21 protein-coding genes are annotated in these 25362 nt (G+C 44.0%); 16 read left to right on the forward strand and 5 right to left on the reverse strand.

The genetic code is table 11. The features are described 5' to 3' along the window. Both FXO21_RS03305 and FXO21_RS03310 read right to left on the reverse strand, forming a co-directional pair. On the reverse strand, positions 1-1395 hold the full coding sequence (locus FXO21_RS03305; RefSeq protein WP_149638759.1) for a hypothetical protein: 1395 nt from the start codon (positions 1393-1395) through the stop codon (positions 1-3). A 17-nt stretch (positions 1396-1412) separates the two neighbouring features. Continuing rightward, positions 1413-2147 carry an FHA domain-containing protein gene (locus FXO21_RS03310; RefSeq protein ID WP_149638760.1) on the reverse strand — a complete coding sequence of 245 codons (735 nt, stop codon included), beginning with the start codon at positions 2145-2147 and terminating at the stop codon, positions 1413-1415. A gap of 142 nt (positions 2148-2289) precedes the next feature. Between FXO21_RS03310 and FXO21_RS03315 the strand changes: the two genes are divergently transcribed. The 14 genes from FXO21_RS03315 (at position 2290) to FXO21_RS28685 (ending at position 17302) form a co-directional block, all read left to right on the forward strand. Continuing rightward, entirely contained in the window at positions 2290-4788 is a 2499-nt protein-coding gene (locus FXO21_RS03315) for an ATP-dependent Clp protease ATP-binding subunit (protein ID WP_149638761.1), read from the forward strand. 75 nt (positions 4789-4863) lie between these two features. Further along, positions 4864-5322: a type VI secretion system contractile sheath small subunit gene (locus FXO21_RS03320; RefSeq protein ID WP_149638762.1), complete on the forward strand. Its 459-nt coding sequence runs from the start codon at positions 4864-4866 to the stop codon at positions 5320-5322. A 47-nt stretch (positions 5323-5369) separates the two neighbouring features. Beyond that, positions 5370-6746, forward strand: a complete 1377-nt coding sequence (locus tag FXO21_RS03325) for a type VI secretion system contractile sheath protein TssC (protein ID WP_149638763.1) — start codon at positions 5370-5372, stop codon at positions 6744-6746. A gap of 38 nt (positions 6747-6784) precedes the next feature. Beyond that, positions 6785-7177 carry a type VI secretion system tube protein TssD gene (gene tssD / locus FXO21_RS03330; protein ID WP_149638764.1) on the forward strand — a complete coding sequence of 131 codons (393 nt, stop codon included), beginning with the start codon at positions 6785-6787 and terminating at the stop codon, positions 7175-7177. A 142-nt stretch (positions 7178-7319) separates the two neighbouring features. Beyond that, positions 7320-8096 carry a hypothetical protein gene (locus tag FXO21_RS03335; RefSeq protein ID WP_149638765.1) on the forward strand — a complete coding sequence of 259 codons (777 nt, stop codon included), beginning with the start codon at positions 7320-7322 and terminating at the stop codon, positions 8094-8096. Positions 8097-8220: 124 nt separating this feature from the next. Further along, the gene (locus tag FXO21_RS03340) at positions 8221-10029 is read left to right on the forward strand and encodes a type VI secretion system Vgr family protein (RefSeq protein ID WP_149638766.1); all 1809 of its coding nucleotides are present in this window, start codon (positions 8221-8223) and stop codon (positions 10027-10029) included. Positions 10030-10033: 4 nt separating this feature from the next. Next, a complete protein-coding gene (locus tag FXO21_RS03345; RefSeq protein WP_149638767.1) occupies positions 10034-10468 on the forward strand; it encodes a GPW/gp25 family protein in 435 nt (144 codons plus the stop codon). Positions 10469-10493: 25 nt separating this feature from the next. Then, positions 10494-12311 (forward strand): type VI secretion system baseplate subunit TssF, encoded by a 1818-nt coding sequence (locus FXO21_RS03350; RefSeq protein ID WP_149638768.1) that lies wholly within the window; start codon positions 10494-10496, stop codon positions 12309-12311. Next, positions 12308-13258 (forward strand): hypothetical protein, encoded by a 951-nt coding sequence (locus tag FXO21_RS03355; RefSeq protein WP_149638769.1) that lies wholly within the window; start codon positions 12308-12310, stop codon positions 13256-13258. Before FXO21_RS03350 ends, FXO21_RS03355 begins: the two co-directional genes overlap by 4 nt. A 41-nt stretch (positions 13259-13299) precedes the next feature. Further along, positions 13300-14118, forward strand: coding sequence for a TssN family type VI secretion system protein (locus FXO21_RS03360; protein WP_149638770.1), 819 nt, complete (start codon positions 13300-13302; stop codon positions 14116-14118). After that, entirely contained in the window at positions 14115-15212 is a 1098-nt protein-coding gene (locus FXO21_RS03365) for a FliH/SctL family protein (protein WP_149638771.1), read from the forward strand. Before FXO21_RS03360 ends, FXO21_RS03365 begins: the two co-directional genes overlap by 4 nt. Positions 15213-15224: 12 nt before the next feature. Next, positions 15225-15707 carry a hypothetical protein gene (locus tag FXO21_RS03370; RefSeq protein ID WP_149638772.1) on the forward strand — a complete coding sequence of 161 codons (483 nt, stop codon included), beginning with the start codon at positions 15225-15227 and terminating at the stop codon, positions 15705-15707. A 10-nt stretch (positions 15708-15717) separates the two neighbouring features. Continuing rightward, positions 15718-16200: a hypothetical protein gene (locus FXO21_RS03375; RefSeq protein WP_149638773.1), complete on the forward strand. Its 483-nt coding sequence runs from the start codon at positions 15718-15720 to the stop codon at positions 16198-16200. A 952-nt stretch (positions 16201-17152) separates the two neighbouring features. Continuing rightward, complete coding sequence (locus tag FXO21_RS28685) at positions 17153-17302, forward strand: hypothetical protein (RefSeq protein WP_192579379.1); 150 nt, start codon at positions 17153-17155, stop codon at positions 17300-17302. A gap of 62 nt (positions 17303-17364) precedes the next feature. On the opposite strand, the gene FXO21_RS03380 is transcribed toward FXO21_RS28685, so the two are convergent. After that, positions 17365-18030 carry a helix-turn-helix transcriptional regulator gene (locus tag FXO21_RS03380; RefSeq protein WP_149638774.1) on the reverse strand — a complete coding sequence of 222 codons (666 nt, stop codon included), beginning with the start codon at positions 18028-18030 and terminating at the stop codon, positions 17365-17367. 162 nt (positions 18031-18192) lie between these two features. Between FXO21_RS03380 and FXO21_RS03385 the strand changes: the two genes are divergently transcribed. Further along, on the forward strand, positions 18193-18600 hold the full coding sequence (locus FXO21_RS03385; RefSeq protein WP_149638775.1) for a helix-turn-helix domain-containing protein: 408 nt from the start codon (positions 18193-18195) through the stop codon (positions 18598-18600). Positions 18601-18606: 6 nt separating this feature from the next. Here the strand turns inward: FXO21_RS03385 and FXO21_RS03390 are convergent, their stop codons facing one another. Together FXO21_RS03390 and FXO21_RS03395 are read right to left on the reverse strand one after the other, a co-directional pair. Continuing rightward, positions 18607-20841 (reverse strand): hypothetical protein, encoded by a 2235-nt coding sequence (locus FXO21_RS03390; protein WP_149638776.1) that lies wholly within the window; start codon positions 20839-20841, stop codon positions 18607-18609. 131 nt (positions 20842-20972) lie between these two features. After that, on the reverse strand, positions 20973-22250 hold the full coding sequence (locus FXO21_RS03395) for a RelA/SpoT domain-containing protein (protein WP_149638777.1): 1278 nt from the start codon (positions 22248-22250) through the stop codon (positions 20973-20975). 377 nt (positions 22251-22627) lie between these two features. On the opposite strand from FXO21_RS03395, the gene FXO21_RS03400 reads away from it, so the two are divergent. Further along, positions 22628-25342 carry a type I restriction endonuclease subunit R gene (locus FXO21_RS03400; RefSeq protein WP_192579160.1) on the forward strand — a complete coding sequence of 905 codons (2715 nt, stop codon included), beginning with the start codon at positions 22628-22630 and terminating at the stop codon, positions 25340-25342. Positions 25343-25362: the final 20 nt, after the last annotated feature.

Raw genomic sequence — 25362 nt, forward strand, 5'->3', positions numbered from 1 at the left:
TCAGGTGTTTTGATATTCATCAGACAAGCCGGGATCGTTTTGGAAATACGAATCAAAATCATCAGTTATATCACCCTCCTCATTCATTGACAATTCTTCGTTATCAGAAAGATCCGGCAAGTCATGTGCTTCCTGGCCCGTAGCCTCCGACGACAAGTGGTATACCGGGGGGCCTATGGTCGTATCCTCCAAAGGCGCCTCCCGAAAGCTGATCGTTCCGCTCTTTGAATCATAAACATAACCTGTCTCGATCTGTCCATCGTTATCGTGGTCCAAACCAACGATCGGGCCCTGATCGTCCGCTAAATAGGTGATTGCATCAACCGTATCATCATGATTGCTGTCCAGACTTACCACATAGCTTTCTCCATAAGCAACAATTGAAACAGGCAATGATTGAGAAGATTCACTGTTCGCAGACTGATTGAAAAAGCCCATGTCCGGCCCTACAGGTACTACTTCCAGCTGAGCGATCTCGGACGCATTCATGGAGATGGGGTCGATTACCGACGCGTAAGTTCTACCGCTCGATGCTTCATAATCATACCGCGTATCCAGCAGACCATCGCCGTCTGTGTCCATCAGCACCATCGGAGATTGTCCGTTGATACGCGCCATGAGAATTTCCGCCTGCCCATCCTCATCTGCGTCGATGCCCGTCCAGGTAACCGCTCCCCTTTCGGCTACGATTACACGCTGCTGCTCAGTAACATGCTGCTCAGCGACTGGCACTGCATTTTCGACTGGCGGATCAATGATCGGTTGGGCACCATTGAGCCATAACGACTTTTTGTCGTCTGCGACAGACTCCCATTCTTTATCGGTAAATGTGCTGTAATAAGTATCCCTCCAGGCAAAGAGTCCCGCAGGGCCTATCTCCTTTCTGGCAGTATTGAATGCATCGATAAACGTCTGTTCATCCCTGGGCGTAGTCGCAACTTCGGGTGTCCCGGGAATCTCGATCAAAGCATGAAGACCGTCTGGTTTGGAATGTTCCCTGGCTGGTTCGTGAGGCCTGGATGATGGTCTTGCTGGCGGTGCCGGCGTTTGATGTACAGGCTCGGAAGGTGTTGGCTGTATAGTTGGCCCGGGCGCGTTAAGATCGAGCTTTGGCGCATCCAGGCTCGCAATGGATGGTGCAACCGTAGCGGCTTCTACATCTTCATCTGACAAACTTGTGATGATAATAGCTCCCAGACCGATTGCTAATGCCCCCCCTGCCGCTATTGTGATTTTCTCTTCCTTTGTCAAAGGACGGAGCACAGGTTTTTTAATACTAAAAGCGGGTTTTTGAAAATTTAAGGATGATTTTGGAATCGAGGCCACAGGAGGTGCCGGATTAGCTGCCAGGTTTTTTGCCCAGATCTGCGTTTTCTCAAAGTCTAGATTGTTCATAAGATATCTATACAGGATTAAGGAATGAGGGGCTTTTTACATGCCCTGCAATTCTTTGTTTTTTCAAGGAGTTCAAAAGGTTGTTGAATGAATGTGTGACAATGCGGACATACATAATTGATCTTGTACCAATCATCCAGCCCCGTATAGTTCTTTTTTTCCTTGCTCAGTTTCTTAGAGCTAATCAAAGCACTCACCGCGAAACCGAGCGAGATAACACCGCCCGCATATCCGAATACCTTGTAGTCCGGCGGCAGTGCCTGCGCCAGTGAACCAATCACCGCACCCATTGGAAAACCTAAACCCTGTATTCTGGAATTGATGGATTCCTGCGCTTGAATTTCTGCAATCCGGTTTCGTTTTTCCCGGAAGTCGTCACTTACTTTTTTCAGGTTCCAGGCAATCTCTCGTATTTCTTCCTGTTCTGCAGAAGGCTCTTCGGGCTCAGGGATTTTGGCTGTTTGCATCACCGGAACCACCGGCGGCAACGGCCGAGGATCCAGTATGAGCTCCCACGACAGCAGCGTTTGCCCCAGCCTGATCTGGTTTGCAGGTGTAATTTCTTTTCGGTACACGCGCATGCCGTCGACAAAAGTCCCGTTTGCAGACCCCAGATCCTGAATCTCCCACGTATTGGTTACGGGTGTTACCAAAGTGAGCGAAGCGTGCGTGCCACTTACATCATGCGTGTTCAGGACAATGGTGTTGCCTGGTTTACGGCCAATCGTAATGCGCTTTGCAGATGGATTCATGAAGTTCAAAAGCCGGTTTCAAGACCAATGCAAGTAGCAAAAAGTGCCAGTGCTAAAAAATACGTCAAATGACGTATTTCGCCCGCCCTTTATCTTTAATAACATTGCATCGGTAATTTATTACACCTTTAAGCGGGTTTTCATGCTGACTTCAAATCTCACCGACGAATTGATACGTGCATTGCAGGTTGCCCAGGCGACTGCCAGGGAATACCGGCATGCAACATTCTCCCCGTCACATTTACTGATCGGTCTTTTACATAATGATGTGGGGATAGGCAGCACACTTGTGGCGTGGGGAACAGACATTCAGTTTATCCGTGACTGGGCCGAATACAAGATTGAAAAATACCCGAAATCAGCGCGGGCAGTTGAAGAACCGGGCGGTGACGAAAAGGTTATGAAAACCATGGAAGTCGCGGATGTGATCCGGCTTAAGCTGGGCGAACAGGAAGTTTCCCCCTTTGCCGTACTCATTGCGCTCACCCGCCCCGAAGTTGCTTTCACTAAAAATGAACTGAAAGCATTTCCGCTTTCTGAATCTTTCCTGCTTACTAAAACACTGGAAGAAGTTCAGTCCATGGATTCCGGCAATAACGGAACAACGTTGCCAAACGGATCTGCGCAGGCGGCCACCATTGCCCCCCCAACAAATCCACAAGCGAAAGCAATAGCCAAATTTTGTATCGATAAAATTGCCATGGCCAAGGCTGGCAAGCTGGATCCGATCGTAGGCCGTGAAAAGGAAACCCGCATGATGGTTGAGACGCTGGGAAGGAGAACGAAGCCCAATGTCATTATTGTAGGCGAACCCGGTGTAGGTAAAACAGCATTGGTAGAGGGCTTAACGCATTTGATTATCAACGGTAATGTGCCTGCTCACTTGCTCAATTCGCAGCTTTTTCAGCTGAATATGGGATCATTGATAGCTGGCGCTTCCTACAAAGGGGAAGTAGAAGACCGTTTGAAAAATATCATTGCAGAAATAAAACAATACGAAAGGGCATTGCTCTTTATCGATGAAATACATGTTTTGATGGACCCACAGGGCGGTGTCCCGGGACTTGCTAACCTTCTGAAACCAGAACTGGCCAGAGGCGAGTTGACGGTGATCGGTGCCACGACGCTGGACGAATACCGCAAATACATGGAACGTGACGAGGCTTTCAGCAGACGTTTCGAAATTGTAAAAGTCGACGAGCCGGATGATGTGCGCGCCCGCAGAATGATCGAGAAGGTTGTGCCGCAATTTGAAAAACACCACGGCCTAAACCTGGATACGGACGCTGTGAAAGAAGCAGTTATGTTAGCAAGGCGCTATATTAAAGACCGCCGCCTGCCCGATGCAGCATTGGACTTGATCGATCGCACCATGGCCGCACGCAAGTTAATGACCGAAACAACGCCGGGGGAAATCGATTATCTCAATCAGGAATTTGAAAGAATTAAAGACGAATATAAAGAAGCTGAACCCGCTTTGTTCCTGGAAGAACTGCGGTGGTTTGAGCAACAATTGCACGATCGGCTGAGTCCAGTTCTGTTGGGACAAATTGAGGAGCTCAATGACATCAAAAACACTGAAGATCCGGAAACAGCTATTGAATTGCTCACATTATTGCTCGAAAAAGTTGCATTCCAGGGGCAGCAACACAAAGAGCTGGTCGATAAAACAGATATCGCCGCGGTTGTGGCTTACAAAACGGGCATCCCGCTGGGTAAGATCCAGGTGAACGAGCAAGAGAAACTGATGCAGCTGGAAGACCATCTGAGAAAGCGGGTTGTGGGACAGGACACGGCTATTGAGATCATTTCCAATGCGATCAGACAGAGCCGATCAGGTGTAGGCGAAACGGGGAAACCAGCCTCATTCTTTTTATTGGGACCGACGGGAACAGGCAAGACTGAGCTTGCAAAAGCAGTTTCAGAATTGCTGTTTAATGATGAAAAAGCGTTGATCCGCTTTGATATGTCCGAATACGCGGAGGAACACACGGTTTCACTGCTGAAAGGCTCCCCTCCGGGATATGTTGGTTATGAGGAAGGTGGTCTGCTCGTCACCCGGATCCGGCAACAGCCTTTTGCCGTCCTGCTTTTTGACGAAGTTGAAAAAGCGCATCCGAAAGTATACGACATTTTTCTTCAAATATTGGACGAAGGCCGGTTACACGACACATTGGACCGAGAAGGCGATTTCACGAATGCGATCCTGCTGTTCACTTCCAACATTGGTTCTCAATTTATCGTAAAAGAATTCAACGAAGGACGTGTGCCTACTCAGACAGATCTGATCCAAAACATGGAGGGTTATTTCCGCCCCGAATTTCTGGGTCGGCTTACGGGACTCACGCCTTTCCGGCCGATCACGGAAGACACCATTCGCAAGATTTTTAATTTCCAGCTGCGGCCGCTGCGCAAGAGTCTGGATAAGCTGGGCATTACCTTGAGCATCACCGAAGAAGCTGAAAAAGCACTGGCATTGGAAGGCTACAATCCGCAGTTCGGGGCCAGACCGGTCCGGGCGGTGATCAGTAATCGCCTGCGACAGCCGCTTTCCCAAATGATCATCTCGGGAGAAATAGGAAAAGGAAGCGATATAAAGCTGAGCCTTGGCGAAGACAATGCTTACGTATGGAAACACTAGTCTCTTATACGTATACACATATAGGTTATTTTTGATTCAGGAATTTTATCCATACATTTTAAAATACAGAAGCTTATGGCTGGCCAATTTGACTTTATTCGCCCGGGCGGAAACGTGGATCCCGACGCTAACAAAGGTTATGAAAAGATAGAGGCCCTGCCTCCTTCAAGAACATTGTATGTCTCGGCTTTTAACAGTAACCCCGAAAAGGAAAAAGTTACCGGACTTGAAACGATGGAGGCTGTTTTTGAACATTTCAAGCCCGAAGTTGAAGCAGAATTCGAAGATGAGCATGGTGCGCCGGTTTTTGAAACAATGTCTTTTACCAAAATGAAAGATTTTTCGCCAGAGGGAATGTTGGAGCAGAGCCCGTTTTTAAAAGAGCTTTCGGGTAAAGAATACAACTATGACCGTTTTTACAAAAACCTCAAAAACAACCGTCAGTTACAGAAAGCATTAAGCGACCCCGCTACACGTGCCACATACCTGAGCGCCCTGCAAACGCTGATCGGCGAGTTGAGAGAAAGCTTATAAGTCCCTGTTATCTATTTCAAAAACATTTCTTAACCAGTCATACATACATGGCAAAACAACAGGAAGAAACCCAACCAATAGGAGCAGAAACTGCGTTTAAGGAGCCATCAGCAGCGCAAACCGCTCCTCAGCAGCTTTCACTTAATGATAGCCTGGAACTGTTGAAATCGTTGGGCGGATTCAAATTTATCGAAACGACGGTGGAGGGAGTGCGCGATCTTAATCCGCAGAAAGCAGGTGCGAAAGCCAATTACCTCTCGGATGAAGACACCGAGCAGGAGCGCAGGGAACTGCTGCAGCGCCTTGAACTCTGGGCTGAACTGATCAGCGAAAGCGCGTCCGTGGACCAGATGCAGTCAAAAGCCAGGGCCGGACAAGAACTGAATGAGGCTTTACTGAGGAAAAATCAGTCCTCCATTCTGGAAGCTTCCCATGACCTGGAAGTCGCCTATCAGGGACTTTCCACGTTTATGCTCAATACGGAGCAACGTGCTATTCCGAAACTTACATTGGTAAATGCTTCCATGGACCAGGTGGCGGATATTAAAGATGGTGAAGTATTGCAAACCATTGACGAAGAGTTGCATAGCAACTATCAGGTTTACGATTTAAGCGACAATTATTCGCTGATGGTCATACCGGGTTACATGGGTAAAAATACTGTAATCGACTCATTTGCGCGTGTTGCCAGCAAGCATAAGGTAATGATGATCACCGATTACGAAGATTTTGTGGACGTTAAAGAAGCTATCTCGTCGTTTGAAAAGAATAAACTCGCCGACGCCAGCAATCATAAGGCTAATCTGTTAATGGCTTGTAACTGGCTTGTCGGCAGAAAGGCTTACAACGACCTGGGTGAAGAAGAAGCATTACATATCCCGCCTTCCACGGCTCTGGCAGGCAGAATGCACTCTGTTTTGATGTCTCAGCCGGTGGCAGGCGCAACATACGGGATGCTGATGGGCGCCGAGGGGACCAGATTCAACATTGACCGTAACCAGGCTGGGGATATGAACCGCATGGGCCTGATCCCAATGCTGTCGGCTTATGGAAAAGTGCAGGCGTTTTCGGACCGGACCATGTTCAATGGCGATAATGTCGGACTGCAAACTTATTCCGTTGTACGCGTTTTCGACTGGATCAACAAGGTGCTGGTCGACTTTCTGGACCGTTATGCATTCCAGAACTGGACCTACGATACGGATGATAACCTGCGCAAACAGATATCCAAGTTCCTGAACAGCATTACGGGATCAAAAAAGCTGATCAAGGACTACACCGTCAAAGACATCCGGCGTGACCCGAACGATATCAAAAACATCATCCTCGACATTTCCATTACCCCGCATTTTTCTGCCCGGAGCTTTTTGGTGAGCCTTTCCGGCATGGATGGTGGAGATGAGTGGAATACTGAGATCAAGTAAATACAAATAGTAATTTTTCAACCGTAAATTTCAACATTATGCCGTTTGATGCTAAAATCAATTTCGATGGTTCTCCGGAAAGACGAATACTTCATGCTTCCTATTCCGTGTCCCAAAGCGCCGATTATGTTACAGGAAAAACAACGTCCGAAGTCTTTGCCGGTAACATTACACTTGAAGTGGAATCTGTAAATAAGTCGAAATTTTGGGAATACGCGATTCACCCGACCAAGCGATTTAAGGGTGAAATCATCTTTAAGTCGGATGAAGATGAAGAAAAGACATTCAAAACTGTTTCATTTGAAGATGCAGCCGTAATCGGATACAGCGAATCTCTTGATGCAAGATCGACCGGAACGACAACTGAGAACGTGACGCTTTCAGTGAAGAAGCTGATTGTAGATGACGTTTCATTTGAGAAGAAGTGGTAGTAAATGAAAGGCTATTTCAAAGGAAACTATTTTTTTGAAATAGCCTTAATTTACTGACAAATAAGTCAGCTCACGCCTTATGACACCATGTTAAAGTTGAAATTCCTGTTAAAACTGTAAGCTCACCTCTATAAATATTAAAATGAGCGACATATCGAAACCCTACCGAGATTTTCGGCGAGTTGTAGCCAAAGGTCGTGCACAACGAAAAAACTTTGAAAATGCAGCTAACGGTGCTGTGGCAATATATGAATTACATATAAACCCTCGTGACACGTTAGCATTTATTAAACTGTACAAGAGCATCATATTTTTTATTAACAAAAATCCAATTGGAAAGCTGATAAGCAGAATTCACGAAGTACATTTTCAAACTCTGTTTCAGGTAATGGATGCAGTAAATCTGGAGTTTTCAGAAGTCCAGGTTAATTTCGACAAACTCACAAAGGAAATAGATCTATTTGTCCAGGACTCTGATCATATAATAAATGACACCATTTTGAATAAACGAGTATTTTCAGAAGGGCCATTCTATCTTGGAGCAAAAATTATAAGCGAAAATAAAGATCTACCTCAGGATAGAATTAGGACACTTTATACCGACCTGCAGAGAAAAGGCACAAACACAATCAGAGACTTAGATAGTTTATTAACATACTATATAAAAACGCAAAAAGCTTATCAGATTATCTACAAAAGTGCAACTCAAAATTTAGCTGCCAATTCTTTGAAAAACGCTAATTTTAAAAGTACACTTGCACAAATGCTCCAAGATAGAAATTTTGAAGACTTTCATTTGTATACTGGAAAGCGGCTCAATGAAAATATTGGAAAATTATTAGAAAACAGAAACGACTGGGCACGTTGGGTTGGCATTGACAATAAACCCAAAGCTTCATTTGTGGAGTCTAAATGGTGATGTACCATGATGATAAGTAACATTGCTGTATCAGTCGAAGTTTCCACTGGGATTTTATTCAGTAATACTTAAAATGATTTAAAAAGCTGTTAATCTCATTCTATCCAAGTCAACCATTACCTCAATGATAAACCGGATTGATGTGAACCTTGGCGGGTTGGCGCTTAAAAAGTTCAACTTTCTGAACTTGTCACAGCCCTTTGAAAGCCAGCACAGTCTGGAAATTCATGTGCGTTTTGATGATATCAATGAATTGCTCGGCAAAAGCATGGACAGCCACGTGAGCCTTAAAGAACTCACGCAGAAATGGGCCGGCGAAAAAGTGACAGCGACGATCATGCAGGGCGAGGCCGATACGTCCAACAATTTGAAGGAGAAAACCAAGCATACGTTCATCGGGATCGTCAAAGGTGTGCAAATTCAGATGAATGATGCCGTTGATAATACACTGGTTATTTATGGCGTCTGTCCGACGATTTTGTTTAAAACGGGAAGCAATACGCGGGCATTTTCAGATAAAACGCTGGAAGATATTGCAGGTGAGGTTATAAAGCCTTTTAAAGGTTTGATGAAAGCTAAAATTTCACCAGAATTCAAAGGAAAGATCCCTTATATCACGCAATATCAGGAAGACAATTATCATTTTCTGCAACGCCTCGCCGATACATACGGAGAGTGGTTTTATTATGACGGAGAGGAGTTGCTGTTCGGAAAATCTGCACGGACCAAAACCAAAGCATCAAGCCTGGAATACCGTGTGAACCTCACGCAAATGGAGTATGAACTAAAAATGATGCCATTGACTTTTAAGGCTCAGTATTATGATTACTTACAAGATGAAAAATTTGAAGTTTCGTCGAAAAGTGAGACTGTCACTTTACCAGATTTCGCTCAATTAGCATTATCCAAATCGGAGAGCACGTTCAGTGAAGAGGCTCTCAAAATCGAATTTTCGGGAGATGATGAGCAGTCGTTGATTAGTAAATCAGTAAAATATAATAAAAGCAAATCTGCCACCGGCCTGGCCGTTCTTAAAGGCTCTTCGACTAGCCTGGAAATAAGCGTCGGAAGCCCTATCAAGGTTAAAGACGATATTAAAGAAAACGGCAAAGTCATTCGAACGGACGATTATGGTTCGTTTATCATCACAAACATCAGGCATTATGTAGATTCCCGCGGTTTCTACCAGAACAATTTCGAAGCAATTCCGCAGGACATCGACTATCCGCCCGCGGCTTACAACGTGTATCAACCCAAAGCCGAAACCCAACCGGCCAAAGTGATTGATACCAATGACCCGGAACAGATGGGACGCGTGAAAGTGCAGTTTTACTGGCAAAAAGAGGGTGACTCCACACCTTGGCTCAGGGTGGCCAACCTGATGAGCGGCGATGGGCGCGGCGTTTATTTTGTGCCTGAAATTGACGAGGTGGTTTTTGTCGATTTTGAGTTTAGTAACCCTGATCTGCCATTTGTGCGCGGATCGATGTTCACGGGTTCCTCAATGCCAGGTAGCAACCTTTATGAGAAGGACAATATGATCAAAGGTATCATTACCAAAAGTGGTAATCATATCATTATCGACGATTCAAGCGGAAAAGAAGCGATCCGAATTTATAACAAGGACAATAAAAACGAAGTGATACTGACCCTGGATGGCGAAGCGGTGATCAGTGTCAAAAGTGAAGGCAAAATCAAGTTGGAAGCGAAGGAAATTGAAATGAAGGCCGACAAGATCAGTATGAATGCCAAGCAGGATTGGACTGTTGAAACTAACAAAGGAAGCATTGAAGCCAAAGCTAAAATGCAAATTGGCGGCGCCACTGTGAATGTGGAAGGCAAGTCGCAGACCAGTATCAAAGGCAATGCACAACTCGCCCTGGAAGGCGGTGCACAGGCAAGCCTGAAAGCGGCGATGGTAATGATCAATTAAAACTATGACGAAGCATTATCGCATCCCGGTTGATTTTGGTGCGCTTCTTAAAAAAAAGCCATTGCCGCAGGTGACGATAAAAGCGTCGGTGCGGGAATATATTTACCTCGTGCTGCTGACTCAGCGCGGTGAATGGCGCTATGACAGCGGGTTCCAGTGTTTGTTGTGGGAAAAAGATTTTGAACAAACCGATAACCTGAACATCTGGCTGGATCAGGTGCGAGACGATATAAGGCTCTCGGTTCACAAATATGAAACCCGTCTTAAAATCCACGACGTGGACGTACAAAGAGATGAATTACAGGAACTTAGCAAGGAAAATAAAGTTATGAGAATCAGGAATCGTCTCAATATAAGGGTCAAAGGAATTTTGCTACAATCCGGGGAAAACTTTGACGAAACATTTTTAATGTTCTTCGGGCCGATCACGGTGGTTTGAAAAACGTCAGTCGAAATCCAACACGATGCCGATTTTAGAAACGAAAGAGTCGATCAAAAACCGATTGCATAAGGAAGCTGCCCGGCAATGGGGCGTGGATGAAATTGACCTGAAAAATGGTTCGTTCGACCCGCTCATAGATCTGCTGTTTGGTGCGTTTGCAACCGAAACAGAGAAAATCTGGCAGGAGATCGAGTCTTCAAAGTCCCATACTGTAAAGCGTATGGCGGAAACCGTGCTACCCGAAACAATGACAGGCATTATTCCCGCACACTCCGTATTATTGCTAAAAACCACTTCCGGACCCATCGACATCACTGCTTCGGACCAGTTCACTACCCAGGGAAATAACCCGATTACAATGAGCCCGGCCGGATCTTTCCGTCTCTCGGGCGCAAATGTCCGTTTCATCGCAACCGGCTCGCAAATCGATAAGATCAGCGCCACTTTTCAGAGAGAAACTGTATTCCGGATATCCGGCAAGCCAATTGAACAGCAAATCTGCTGGATCGCCATTGACATACCCGAAAAAGAAGTGCCTGATCAACTGGCGTTGTTTTTCAATTGGAACGCCATCGCTGATCAATCCAAAAACCTCCCCTACGTTCCGCTGATTAAGTTTTCCAACAGCAAGCCAGGCACATTTACAGATCCCGTCCTGCATTACGGATCGCTGGACGGTATGACTGCTATTGAAACTGCTGAAAATAAAAGGCATTTTTTTGAACCCATCGAAGAGAGCGTAAGGGAAGCATACAACCCGCACTTCATTACAGTTACCGGACTTAAGGAAGGATATGAGCTTGAAAATCATCCTAGGGAATGGGCTGGGATTATTCCGGAAGCGAATGCTAAAACGCTTTTCCCTGACAAGTTGCTTTGGATCAAAATGCGCTGCCCGGCTTCCATTGCGCCCGATGCTCTGGACAAAATGGAGGTTTTCACAAACTGTGTTCCCGTCCTCAACCGAAAACTGGTACACCAGCGGGGCAGATTGCAGCCGCTTTTCAATGTATTTGGCCTGAAAGATGACGATGGTTTTATGGCCGTCGAAAAAGTTGTGAACGGAGACGGGGAAACGCTCCTGTCAACTGAAAAAAATAAATTCGTGAACGGTCAGAATGTGTACGCGCTACGCAACCGAGGTGTCGCCCGTTTTGACCAGCGTGACGCTTTTCAAAGCCTGAATGATGTTACGGCCAAAATGCGTGATGATCTGGCTGCATTTAACGCACTTGACATTTCCATTGTCTCCAACCACCTGGATAAGATCAACCAGAGTGTCAGCAAATTAAAAGAGCACCTGGATACATTCGACTTTGCATTGCCGCAGGTTTACATAATGGTCAAAACAAGATCTGTTGGAACCATCCTTGATGTGTATTTCTGGACCTGCCAGGGTGAAAAGGCAAACGGCCTGCGCGCACTAACGAAATTGAACGCTTCTGCTTCCAACCAGTTTAAAACCGAAGCTTCCTTCTTAATGCTCCCTACCACAGGCGGTCGCGCGCCGATGGACGACGTGCAAATGCAGCTTGCGCTCAAAGAAACACTGCTCACACGCGGGCGGGCCGTCACCATCGAAGATTACCGCACAATTGCACAGAACTATTTAGGTCAGGAAGCATTAAAAGTCGAAGTAAAAAAAGGTTTGGGAATAGGCGAAGGGCAAAAAGAGGGCCTTCGCTTCGCACTGAATGTACTGATATTCCCTAAAAACGGAGACCAGAGTGACGAATACTGGATGCGGCGGGCCCGACTGGTCAAGAACAGCCTGTTACAAAAGTCTGTCGGGATGATACCTCTGTATGTTTCTGTTCACGGATTCAACTGGAAAATATGATGGAGATATACCAGATTGCCGAGAAACTGCTCGAGTTAAAAGCTGACTTGCGCGCGGAGACCATTGCAAGAGAGATTACCGAAGCTGCAATCCATTCCCCTGAAAATATTTTGTTAACACCTGTCGGAGCTTTCAACCGGTCGGGATCCAGGGATGTTACGGCCATCACGGACGAGAACCTGAATTCCGACCTGCAGACACCTTATGCCAAAGTGCACATGGCACGGGAGGGGATTTTTGATATGCTTCCACCGGGAATGATTTTCCAGCCGACGATCAGCCGGGGTGAGCGTTCTGCCGAAGTTGTGCTGGAAGACATTGGTGACTACGAAACCGAAATTAATCAGGCCAGAACCTTCTTCTCACCTTTTGATATAGAATTTGGAAGGCAGCGTGTTGCGATTGAAATGCATGAGCACCATTCCGTGGTGGATCCGTTTGCCTGTTACCACGATACTCTTTTTAACTATTTATGGCCTGATCTGGATCTGGAACTTTCTCCGGAACAGAAGGAGGCAATTCTGGAGCTTACCATTCACGCTCATTTGATCGTGGGCAATATGCAGGCCTGTCAAGTCTATTTTGAAAGAGTCCTGGGACAAAAGGTGGCATTTGAAACAAATAGCCAAAAAACAAATCAGAGCATTGAAATCGACTTTCTGCAACCGCTGGGCAAAAGCATATTGGGAGTCGAATGGATTTTGCATGGGAGCTATCACGACCCGGATCACATCGATATCCGTATCGGTCCCGTCGCAGATTCCGAGCTTTACCATTTCAGAAGCGATGAACCGTTTGGAAAACATTATCGTATCCTCATATTCCTGTGCGGCTTACTGTTACCGGCGGAAATTTCCTGGAAAATGTTGCTTATCGCGGAAAAGGGGTTTTTCACCATAAATAAAACCAGGGAAACAGGCGTCCTCGGTTATTCAACCATTTTGTGATTTCCGGACCTATGGAGTTATTCTATAAAATATTACCAGCATTGCTAGCACTTTTATCCGGGCTGGCCTTCACCGGTATTTTAATGTATGAGAAAGGAAGCGCGATGTCCATTTTAAGGTGGGCGATCTGGCTGATCTGGACATTTCTTCTCTTTGCAATTTTAGGATTTGTCAATTCAACAACCGATTCGATCACAAGCGCTTTCACCATACTTTTTGTCTCGTCCTTTGTAATGGGGATCCTGTATCTGGTTCTGGCAGCGAGGACCCTGCCCTGGTGGAGCAGCGATTTGCTAGTTGATGTTTTCATAGCCGGCCTGTCACTTTATTTTGCAGGCATAGCCGGATACATTATCACATACAACCTTTTGGAACACGAAAACCCTTTCCGATACCTTTTGCTCTCCGGTTCTCCCGCATTCATTCTCCCGGCGCTGGTTTCTGTTTCATATAAACTTTGGATGAAAATCCCTGCATTCCGGTACAAGACCTGGACTTATCCGGTAAGTGAGCCGGTGCCGAGGTTGGTACCTGTTGAAACCGTCAGGGTGATGATGCATTTTACGCCTGTGCCCGGGAAGAATGAGGCATTTGAAGGCTATGAAGTAGAATATCCCGGAAACACGTCGTTGGGACAGCTTTTCCATTACTTTATATCCTTTCACAATAAGCACAGGGAATATCGCAAGAAACCGATCCAGTTCTTATCGAATAATCAGCTTCCGCTTGAATGGATGTTGTTCAAATATTCTCCTCAAAAAAAGCGGATCATTTTGGATACAGATAAAACCCTTTTTGAAAATGATGTAAAGGGAAATGATATTATTTACGCAATCAGCACTAATCCAACCCAGTCATGACACTTCCAGAAATTACTTATCCATTTCTGAACTGGCGGGATGGGATGAAAATCACCCAGCGACACCTCGTCGCTCACGACCATGCGATCCGCGATGCCATACGCGATGCAACTGCCATCTTCCTGAATGGCCATAATTACGGGTTATTGCCAGCCGTTGATAACTCGGGCGCGGGAATCCAGCTGCGGGTCCTGGGCGACACCATTCAAATGTTGTCCTGCCGCGCGATAACGCCAGGCGGTATACGCGTGGAATGGGACGCGGGCGCGGATCCGGACAGCGTAAGCTTGTCGTTGATGGATTATAAAAACCGCCTGGGCAATGCAGGTATCTTTTATGTGGTGCTGCGGATCTCATTGTCCAGCCTGACGGAAACCGGCGAATACGATTTGGAAGAGCAGCCGCTTCGTAAGCCATTCGTGACATTGAAACCTATGCTGGAATTGCTTTCTGTTCATGAAAAGCTTTCGGATGCTTATAGTATGCCCATTTTCAGGATACGTTTTGAAGGACAAATGTTCTCGCCCGATTACGATTACATTCCTCCGTCTGCAGGCGTGTTTGGCGAAAATTTGCTCTGGTATTATGAAACCTGCGGGAAACAGATCAACAGCATTCACCAGACGGCGATATTGATCCTGAAAAAAATAAACGGGATGCAGAACCAATCGCCTGTAGCAAGGGACATTTACCAGATCTCTGAAAAGCTGGTCTTCGCAGGACTGGAAATTATCGACCATTACCGTTTAATTTCCAAAGACCTCCCCCCTATCCATTTCATCCAGGAGCTGATCAGATATGCCCGCACGATGCGCACCGCAATCGATTGCCTGTCGGAAAATAATGCCAATCGTTTTTATCAGTATTTGCGGAACAATGTAGCCGGAACAACGAAATTCAACACGCACTACGGAGAAGTGACTAAGTCTGTGATGGATTCAATGATCGATTCGGTGTTGACAAGCCCCTACTATCACAATGATTGCAGCCTGTTGCTGGACAATGTGAAAGGTTACCTGGATTTCATTGATTTCGTTTTTCAGAATCTTCTGGCGCTTCCATACGTTGATGCCGGAAAATGGGATATTGCTTAACCTGCACTTCATATGAACCGATCACAATGGTATATATTGACCAACCTTGCACTGCTGCTCTTCGGAACCATCGCGTTCTACTACACAACTCCCAAATTCCGCAAGAGTAATCATACAAAGCTGATCAGCCAGGAAAAAGAAAGAAATTTCAGGAAAGAAGTAATCATTCTCGACAGTTTGTACAAAAAACACGTGGCAGCGCTCAGCTCGAGCGACCAGATTGCGATTGCAAGCTCAGATGCCGTTTTAGAAACCCAGTTCGCATTGATAAAAAAAGAATACTCCGGCCAGACGCCCCCCGCCCTGCTGGCCTCCAAGCTGATCCGCAATTATCAGGTCAGGGTCTTGCTGAACAAACACATACTGTCCAGGAGAATTGACCAGGCCGATGAGATAAAACGCGTTAATTCGCTGGTTTCCAAACTAGAAGAGCAAAATGCAGAATTGAAATCTCAGAATCAAATGATCAGGCAAGTCCTGCTGAGCTTACCATAACCGACACTCCATGAGACCAATCAATTCCGCCCAGCGAACTGCCACAATCCTCCGGTTCTTACTATGCTATGTCACGATGCTACTGGTTGTCGGCTTCCTGCTCTATCTTTCCCTGATTGAAGTTCCAAAAAGGCAAAACGAGTTAACCGCTGTGACCAACGAGCAAGTAGAAAAACTGATACGCCACACCGACGACGCCGACACTTTGGTCATCCAGATTCAGAAAGCGACCGAAGTCAAAGCTGAGGCACTCGCTCCGCTCTTCAAATGGACAGGAGATTTGCAGACTGCTTATCAGCAACCATTTTATAAAAGCATCATCAGTAGTTACGTGGACCTGTTTAATGAAATTGTTAAAAGTAAAACGGCCGACACCACGCTGGCAAGCTTAAAGACCAGAATGACCATCCTCCAAAAAGAGAATCTTGAACTAATGAAACAGCATGGTGAACTTAAGGATGAGCTGACTGCTGCCAAAATGAAGCACAATTAAGGGTAGGAGCTTGCATGTGAGCAAGGGATTCTAACTTAACTCATCACGCACCTGCAGTTATCTGACACAGAGATTGATATGTCCCTTACCAGCGGCGCTGTCTAAACCAATAGCAAAGCCTTTCGAAATCAAACCCAAACAGTTAAAGGATCTAGGATAGAAATATGCATAATTACATATAGTTGTATGGCTGAGCTTGTGCCTTAACATGAGAGAGAGATTCGAACGATTGACTTAATGATTGAAAGTCAACCAGATAAAAAATCTCTAAAATGCACTCCATGATGTACGAAACGGTCGAAAATACTAACTTAAACAACCTAGTTAACTATTTGATTATCAATGAATAACAATTCCTCTTCAAGATAAAATAAAAACATAGAATTTGTAAGAAAAAATAGCAGGTCGTAAATCGTGGAATTTTTCAAGAATGGCTTCAAAATTATGATTTCTAAGTGGTAGACACTTTGCGAAATTGTTAAAAATATAGTCGAGTATTTTGCTACTGACAGCCACGCAAGATTAAAGTCCTCAAAATAATTAGGTGGAGCTTATGTTCGGGGTATTGGGATACAATAGCCGCCTAGCTAAATGTTTTAGGATACATATGTCAACTATGTAAAATTGCTCCAAGGTCTAGATCTATGTATCCAGGAGTAACCTTCCACAAGCTGTCAAACTATTGTTAAATATTTAAGCATTCCAACCGACACCAATAGGTTCAGTGCTTTTGATCAATATGAAACGATCTTGGTAGCTTACAAAATCAACCGGCTGCGTAGTCTGGTTGCGACTTTATTTAGAACTATAAGCCCTTGAAGAAAAGAAGATTGAGCCTTTGAAAAGTATGGCCTCGTAGGCTTCCCCAACGTATTTCCCAGAACGCGTTTTAAATGCCAATAATAGGGCCTACCCCTTCGCAAGAGATGAGTGAAATTGCTAAAAGTCAAGAGTGAGCTTAATCTTCATCGATGCGTGTTACAACAAGAATTACAAGATTGAAAAAGAGGAATTGGAATACCTTGGCAGTCGGGTTACATTGCTGAAAGATTTGACGGAACGGATTTGCAGGGAGCGGATTGCGGGGTTTGCGGATAGCTGATCCAATGAACGAAGCTTTGTTCGCTTTGCCTCCCAACAATCAGTACATGCTTACAGCTGCTTTCAACCTTCCCGGATTAACGTCCTGAAACTCTCCGGCTCCAATACCTTGACCTTTTCACCGAAGGCCAACAATGCGCTTTCTAATTCATAATTTGGGCTCACCTCTATGGAGATCACCAACTCCTGATCTGTCCTGGACTTGACCTTTTGTGAGCCGTGTAATGGTTTCGATAATATGTAAGGTGCGGTTTTCAAATCGAATGAAAGCAGAATTTCGGTTACAGCGGATTCCTCCAATCTCGTAACGCCGACGATGTCGTCAAAATATTCGTTGAAGTCGCAGAGTGTGTTTTCTATAAAAGGGACATCTTCCTCCCTGACTTCGACAATGCGGTCAAGAGCCAGATTGAAGATTTTCTCGTATTTGCTATTTAGCCCAAAAAGAAACCAGCGATTGTTGTACTGCTTCAAATAATATGGGTGAATGATAAGCTCAGAAGTTTCCTCATTATGAAATGGTTGATACTGAATGCGCAACACTTGTTTATACAAAATGCACTGAAACAACATGCCCAGGCGTTCAATGCCTGTCAGATACTGATTGTTGTCGAAACTGATGATGGGCGCATGATTTGGTTCCAACAGGAAAGACTGTTGCAGTTTGGGCATCAGCTCATTCACCCAACCAAATTGTGGCATTCCCTCAAACCGTGCCAGTAATTCCATTGCTGATTTCAGCTGTTCTATCTCCGATTGGTTGAGCGGCTGTTTTTCAATGGAAAATTTCGGGTCATGCCCGGTAACTTACATCACATTGCCTGTAAGATATCCGGGCACTTCCCATCAGATTTATTTAAATTGCTTTTTTTAACAAAACACCTTTCCGCAATGGCATATACTACCTCCAATCCAAAGATCCACGAAGGTCGTAACTTAAAGCGTTTCAGGGAGATGATGTCCGTGAAGCAAGACGCGCTCGCGTTTGAGCTTGGCGAAGACTGGAACCAGCAGAAAGTTTCTTTGCTCGAACAAAAAGAAAAGATCGATTCCGACATTTTGGAGCAAGTTGCAGCGATTTTGAAAATACCAGCTGAGGCGATTCGGAATTTTGATGAGAATCAAGCGATAAACATTATCTCGAACACCTTTGATAATGGATCAGCTATTTACCAAACTAATAACAATCCGATCGATAAGTTAATGCAGCTTCATGAGGAGAAGATTGCTTTGTATGAGCGGATGTTGAAGGAGAAGGATGAGATGATGGGGCGCTTGGAGCGGTTGATTTCGAAATAGAACAAATCAATGTAATTTCTCGCTCATTTTTGATAATGTTTCTCCATACTCTTCCTCCAAGGCGGCATCAAATTGCCAAGCTTCATGACTGTAAACGAAGACGTCGACCAGATTATCACTAGCTGCAAAACTTCCAACTCCAAGCCACGCATTGCACTTAGAACGATATTTCCTTAACATAGCGTAGGTCAGTACGTCATGTTTAAGCTCAGATATATTCCAACAGTCTAGCGCAATGTAGCTTAAACCAAAATGAGGATAGCTTGCAATAGCCATAGACTTCATTGTTCTTTCTCGGCGGGAAATATCTTTGAGACTTTCCATATGCTCCACAATTTTGTCGCGATCGTCATAAGACAAGTCAAACAAATGAAAAATGATATCAACAGTTGCAGGGTTCTTTATGGATTTTATTTTTTCAATAAACAAATCAAATTTTGGGTTAACCCATCGATTGCTAATGGGGTCATCACCATCACTTAGTTGATGCGAAATTCCTAGTTTATAAGGATAGTAGTTGCGAGTAATAATACCTGCAAAGTCATTTTCCAGCGTAACCCAGTCACAGCGGTCGATTCTCCATAGTTTCTGTTTTATATGATACCCAAGGTAGACCAGTTCTTCATCCGCAAAAAAGTAATCTGCTAAATTAATTCTCTGCCGAACATAATAGAGGAAATCATATGGATCTTTCAAATAATGTACCAATATCTCCAAATCAAACACTGAAAGAACGAATGGATAAGGATCTTCCTCCTTTTTCACAAGCATCATAGAGACTTGGTGTGTCAACGAAGGGTAATTTTCAGTAGTTAATCCCATGATATATACCTCATCTATCTTATTAGACAAAAAAATCTCTTTTCCATTTTCGTCATAGAACCTAGCCGACTTGTCTATAACCGCCTTTCTTGACACTAGTCCTTGATAATAAGCGTCTTGAACAGCCCCTGCAAAATCCCTCATCAAATAGCCGAAATCCCCACGTTTCGCGGACATCGTAAGCTTTTTTGATTTCACTTGTACGCATATTGCTTTATTACCTAGCAGACAAAAAACGTCTATATCAGTAATTGGTTGTCCTTTTTTTGTTTTAATAATTACAGATTTAAAGGTGTTATTTGGCCCAAATATGCGAGATAGCAGGTCGAAGGCAATTTCTTCGCCAACTATGCCTCTATTTTTTGCTAGTTTATTTCGATACTTTTCATCTTCCATCATCCAGTAATACGGGCTTTCATAAACTGCTTCGGGCACGAGATAGTTAATTCCCACAAAATAGCGCCCGTCCTCTAATTGAGCCAAAGGACGAGAATTGAGAATATTGAAATGACCGAAACCTTGGTAAGCGTGATTACAACCGGGCACAAATGAAAAGTTATCGAAGAAACTCTTAATTGCATCCGGATCAATATCACCCATATCGTCCTGAGTTATGATAAACAAATCCAACAGGTTTTCATAAAAAGTTGTCCATTTTTCGTTAGCACTAAATTTTGTATCCTCCGGATCCGGGAAAAGAGAAAAATATCGATAGAAAGTCGTAGCAACCAGCCGCTGGCGTTCTATCTCTTCAATCTGACGTGAAGAATATTGCTTCCTGAATTCCTTACTCTCTGTCTCCGTAATCTCTGGAAAAATCTCACTCACGTCAACCAGTTGTACGTTTTGGATTTTTCTTTTCCGAACTTCCTTTATTCTTGTCGTGATCGCTTTTGCGTGGTCTATATCAAACCTTCTCGTATCTTTCAACCACTCCTTGTCATACTTATATTTTGACTCCAGATAGTCTAGGTATTGAAAATCATAGGCACCATCGCTCGCATAATACATCGGCTCTACCATCCCTTTGTCTCTGACGAAGAAATCTAGTCTATCTTCTCGTGTATTTCCTATTTTTTCACCATTCTCTTGATAAATTCGCATCTTTTGAAATTTTTCAGCCTGAGGAGTCGTAAGAGATATTTGTAATTCTTTCATTAACACATAGGTCTTAGCTTTCAAATCGACAACATCATTAGGAGATTCAGGTATACTAAAATCTAACTTCTTCTGAATAAGGAATCCGATGATTATGGAACATTCCTTTACGCTAAGAGTTGACCTATAATCGAATTCATGAACTTTATTCAAGTCACCATGAAAATCCTCAAACAGAATGAGACAGAGTGAATAGATATATCCTTTAGTACTAATCAATATTTTTAGATCGGAAATGATTTGGTCAGTGCTTCTCATCATTTTTAGAAACTTGGAATTTAAACAATATACTTTGAGCCTGTGAATGGTTTCAGTATAAGCGGCATCGATCTTGTTTTAAGTATCTTTATAACAGGTATTACAACTCATTAGATTCAATCAAAAAAATGCATTTAACTAACATACTTATTTATCACTCCCTTCATTTTAATATTTAGTGAAATGCCGTAACCACTATTCAGCACTAATCTCTTCTCCGTAAGCGCCTGTAACGACGAATCGAAAGTTATCACTCCTTTGCAAAAATGATTTTTTAATGTATCTAGCGACACAACCTTTGTTCCCCAAAAATGTCGTCTTTCAAGAGTCCGGAGAATTTCCCTCGCGCCGACGTCAATGTCCATTGCGTTCGAAAAACCGACGATCGAAGAATTCAAATCTTCAAGAATGGGCCCATCTGCGTGATTTAAGCCAAAGTAATGACTATGGGTCTGCCTTAAAGTTGAAACCTTCGAAGATCCAACCAAGACAACCTCAAATCCATTATCAGAAGTATACTTATTTTCGTATTCAACATATTTTCTAATAGCACCATCCGGATCATTTGTTATAAGATCCCACACAACGAATGATCCAATATTCCAATTAAACACAAATATCCAATAATTCAGACCAGAACTTCCTGAGCTATTTTCCTTCCGTTCTAAATCCTTTGTTACACCTTCATTAACAAAACTACTAAATACATTTTTTTCGTCAGCTGCCTGGATAATCTCTTCCGATCTAATTCTTAGTTCCTCGATTTTGGTCTTTAATTGTGCGGAAGGTGTTCTTCCAGCCTCAATCTCATAGAATAGATCAGAAAGTCTTTTAAAATAATGAATTACCGATGGATCACCTTCAAGTTCCTTTAAATGATATCCATAGATTACAGAGGTTCGCTCAATAGTCTCAGCCCAATAGTGTTGAATTTTACTTCTGATTTGCAATTCCATCCGATACCCTTCTCTTTCAAGGATCAAATGGTAAGCTCGGTAACCAGAATCCTCTCTTCCATCACCACGATAGTCGGTAAGCTTGACCAATTTTAAGTCTGTACGAGTTTCAAATCTTTCTTTGAGAAAATTCACGAGTTCGTCAACATCTTTGTTCTGTTCAACTATTACCCTTGTTCCTCCGATGTCTTGAAGTTGAGATAGTCGGGCGCTGAAACGCCTTAATTTTCGAAGAATTTGAGGTTTTCTTTTGAGGCGCTGAGCTATAAAGTATTCCTTACCGAATTGGGCAAGCCATTGCTGTAATTCGATTGTTGTTTTAGAAAGTGGCTCTAAGTGATTTTTTCTGTACTCATCGAATGCATCAGTGTGTAGAATGTACTTGTCGACGTCTGTTTCGGTATCTCGCGAGAGCGACTTCCCGGCAGTATCAATTAATGTTTTGGAGAGTTTCATAAATACATTTGGATATGTTGGACGCTAGTATATAACAATAGTTTCAAGATATAATATTTTTCCAACAAAAGCTTATATAGGAGCCTGGTGACATTTGCAGTGTTTAAGTTGGTAGGGCAGCAACTCGTTTATGCCTAAATTTCCACTATTCACCGTAGCCTTTTACATATCTTAGTGCATCATTGGTACAAGAAACTCTGTCAGGCATTTCGGCAATCTTCATAAAATATTGGCTTGGCCTGCCGCAATCTCATTCTCTATGTAACTAATAATCATCAGGGTAATGGTGAGGTAACAGCACCGGCTGTACTTTCCGAAAAAGAAACACGAAAGCTTTGTATTGATGTGATGTGTTGCTGTGGCAAACAGATTGGAATGTGGAAGCAGCTAATGTTCAGGAATTCCCCGTCACGGCGATTGATGAAGAGTCTGGAACTGCCAAAAGTCTGAAAATAGATTACGTCCTGTGGGGCGACGATGGGAAGCCATTGGCTATTATTGAAGCAAAGCGTACAAGTAAAGAGGTAGAGCGTGGGAGATATCAGGCCAAGAATTATGCCGACGCCATCGAAAAGCAGTATGGTCGAAGACCGGTTATTTACTATACCAATGGTTTTGACACATTCTTTTGGGATGATCTGGGCTATCCGCCACGTAAGGTATTCGGCTTTTTAAATTCGGAGGAGCTGATGCGGCTCATGACAAGGAGACATCAAAAAGGAATCCTTCGCGAGCAGAAAATCAATCAGTACATCGCCGGGCGCTACTATCAGGAACGGGCGATTCGCCGGGTAATGGAACGGTTCGAAGATGAAAACCAACGCAAAGCATTGCTAGTGATGGCAACTGGTACTGGGAAAACCCGAGTTTCTGCGGCGATCGTAGATTTGCTTACCAAGGCGCAATGGGTCAAACGCGTGTTGTTTCTCGCGGACCGTAATGCATTGGTCACGCAGGTGCTGAAAAATTATAACGAATATCTACCCAGTTCTACCGGCGTCGATCTTACCAAAGAAACAGATCAGGGGTTTGCGAGGGTTGTATTTTCAACATATCAAACTATCATCAATCGCATTGACTCCGACTACCGGAATGGAAAACGGTATTACGGCGTCGGGCATTTTGATCTGATCATTATTGACGAAGCGCACCGTTCTATTTATGATAAATATGGTGCCATATTTGACTACTTTGATGCCCTTTACCTGGGCCTGACCGCCACGCCGAAAAGTGAAACTGATAGGGATACTTATGCTATTTTTAATCATAAGCCGGGCGAACCTACCGATGCTTACGAATACACCACCGCGGTAGATGATAAATTCCTGGTTCCGATCAAAAAGGTGAAGTTGGAATTGAGATTTCCAACTCAGGGAATCAGGTACAACGATCTTTCAGAGGAGGAGAAAATGGAATGGGAACGTAAGTTCTACGATCCGGCAACAGGTGCGGTGCTCAATGAAATCGATGGAACAGCAATCAATCAGTGGCTTTTTAACCAGGATACCGTAGACAAAGTGCTGCAATCCCTGATGGAATTCGGGCACAAGGTCGAAGGCAATGAGAAATTGGGTAAGACGATCATATTTGCCAGAAATCACCGGCATGCCGAATTTATTCTCAAACGTTTCGGAGCGCTTTACCCGCAAATCCATCGGGATTTCGCGCAAGTAATTGATAATGTTGCGCACAATCCGGAAAACCTGATCCTGCAATTTAAAATCAAAGAAAAATATCCGCAGATCGCCATTTCTGTCGATATGCTGGATACCGGCATTGATGTCCCGGAAATAGTGAACCTCGTATTTTTCAAACCGGTATATTCTGCTGCGAAGTTTTGGCAAATGCTCGGCAGAGGCACACGTCTCAGCACCGACCTGTATGGACCGTTAATGGACAAGGAGGATTTCTATGTCTTTGATGTTTGCCGGGTTTTCGAATTTTTCGACCAAAATCCGCAGGGTATTATTCCTTCAAAAGCAAAGTCGCTAAGCGAAATCACATTCAATGCACGCGCAGAGCTTATTCATATTCTACAAACACAAGGCAGCCCGCTTCCTGAAAGCGAAGACTTTCAAACGAGCAAATCGCTCTGTGAAATATTGAGCAAGCAAGTAGCTGACCTCAACTCGAATGCATTTGAAGTGGGCCTACATTTGCGCCAGGTTGAACGTTATGCCAGCCTGACTTCGTGGAATAACATCCGCGATACCCATGTCAGAGAGTTGGCGGAGCACATCGCGCCGCTTGTCGCAAACGAAGAGACGGACGAGCAAGTGAAGCGCTTTGACTTAATGATGGTTAAGTTACAACTGGCCGTCATCAGGAGTGAACGTTCGCAACCCAATTATGTGGAGAAGCTACAAGGAGTTGCGAGAGAGCTGTTAAGAAAAGCTGATAACGTTCCTACGATCGCGAAGCGCAAGGAAACACTGAGGCAGGTTCTACAACCAGAATTTTGGGCAGCCGCGGGAGTTCCTGCTATCGAGAAACTTCGTGTGGAAATGAGAGAGCTTGCGAAGTTACTGGACATGTCTTCTGGTAAAGAAATCTTCTACACAAACTTCGAGGACCAGTTAATAGCGCCCATCCAGTTTGAAGATTACATGGGCAGTTTTGGTGACTACAATAATCATTATTCGAAGCTTAAAAAAATCATCTTAGAAAATGTCAATCATTTGACAATTAGCCGACTTCATAACAATCAACCTATCACAACTTCTGAGTTGAACGAACTCGACAGAATGCTTTTTGAACAATCGGGTTGTCAAACTCAGGACGCTTTCAAAAAGGCATTAGGAGATAAACCAGTCGGTGTTTTTGTTAGGTCAATTCTAGGCCTGGACAAGGCAGCAGTACAAGAGGCATTTTCAGAATTTCTATCCAATAGCCCTCTCAATTCCGTGCAAATAGAATTCGTAAATGATATTATAAGGCTTTTGACAAAAAATGGCTCAATTGACACTCATATGCTCTTTCATCAACCATTCACCAAATTTCATGAAAGTGGTGTGGCGGGAGTATTTGAATTGAATGCTAAGCGGATTATTGAGATTGTTGAGGATACAAATCGGAAGGCGATAGCTGGGTAAGACCTTGCTACAATTATTTA

Source organism: Dyadobacter sp. UC 10 (assembly GCF_008369915.1).
Taxonomy (GTDB): Bacteria; Bacteroidota; Bacteroidia; order Cytophagales; family Spirosomataceae; genus Dyadobacter.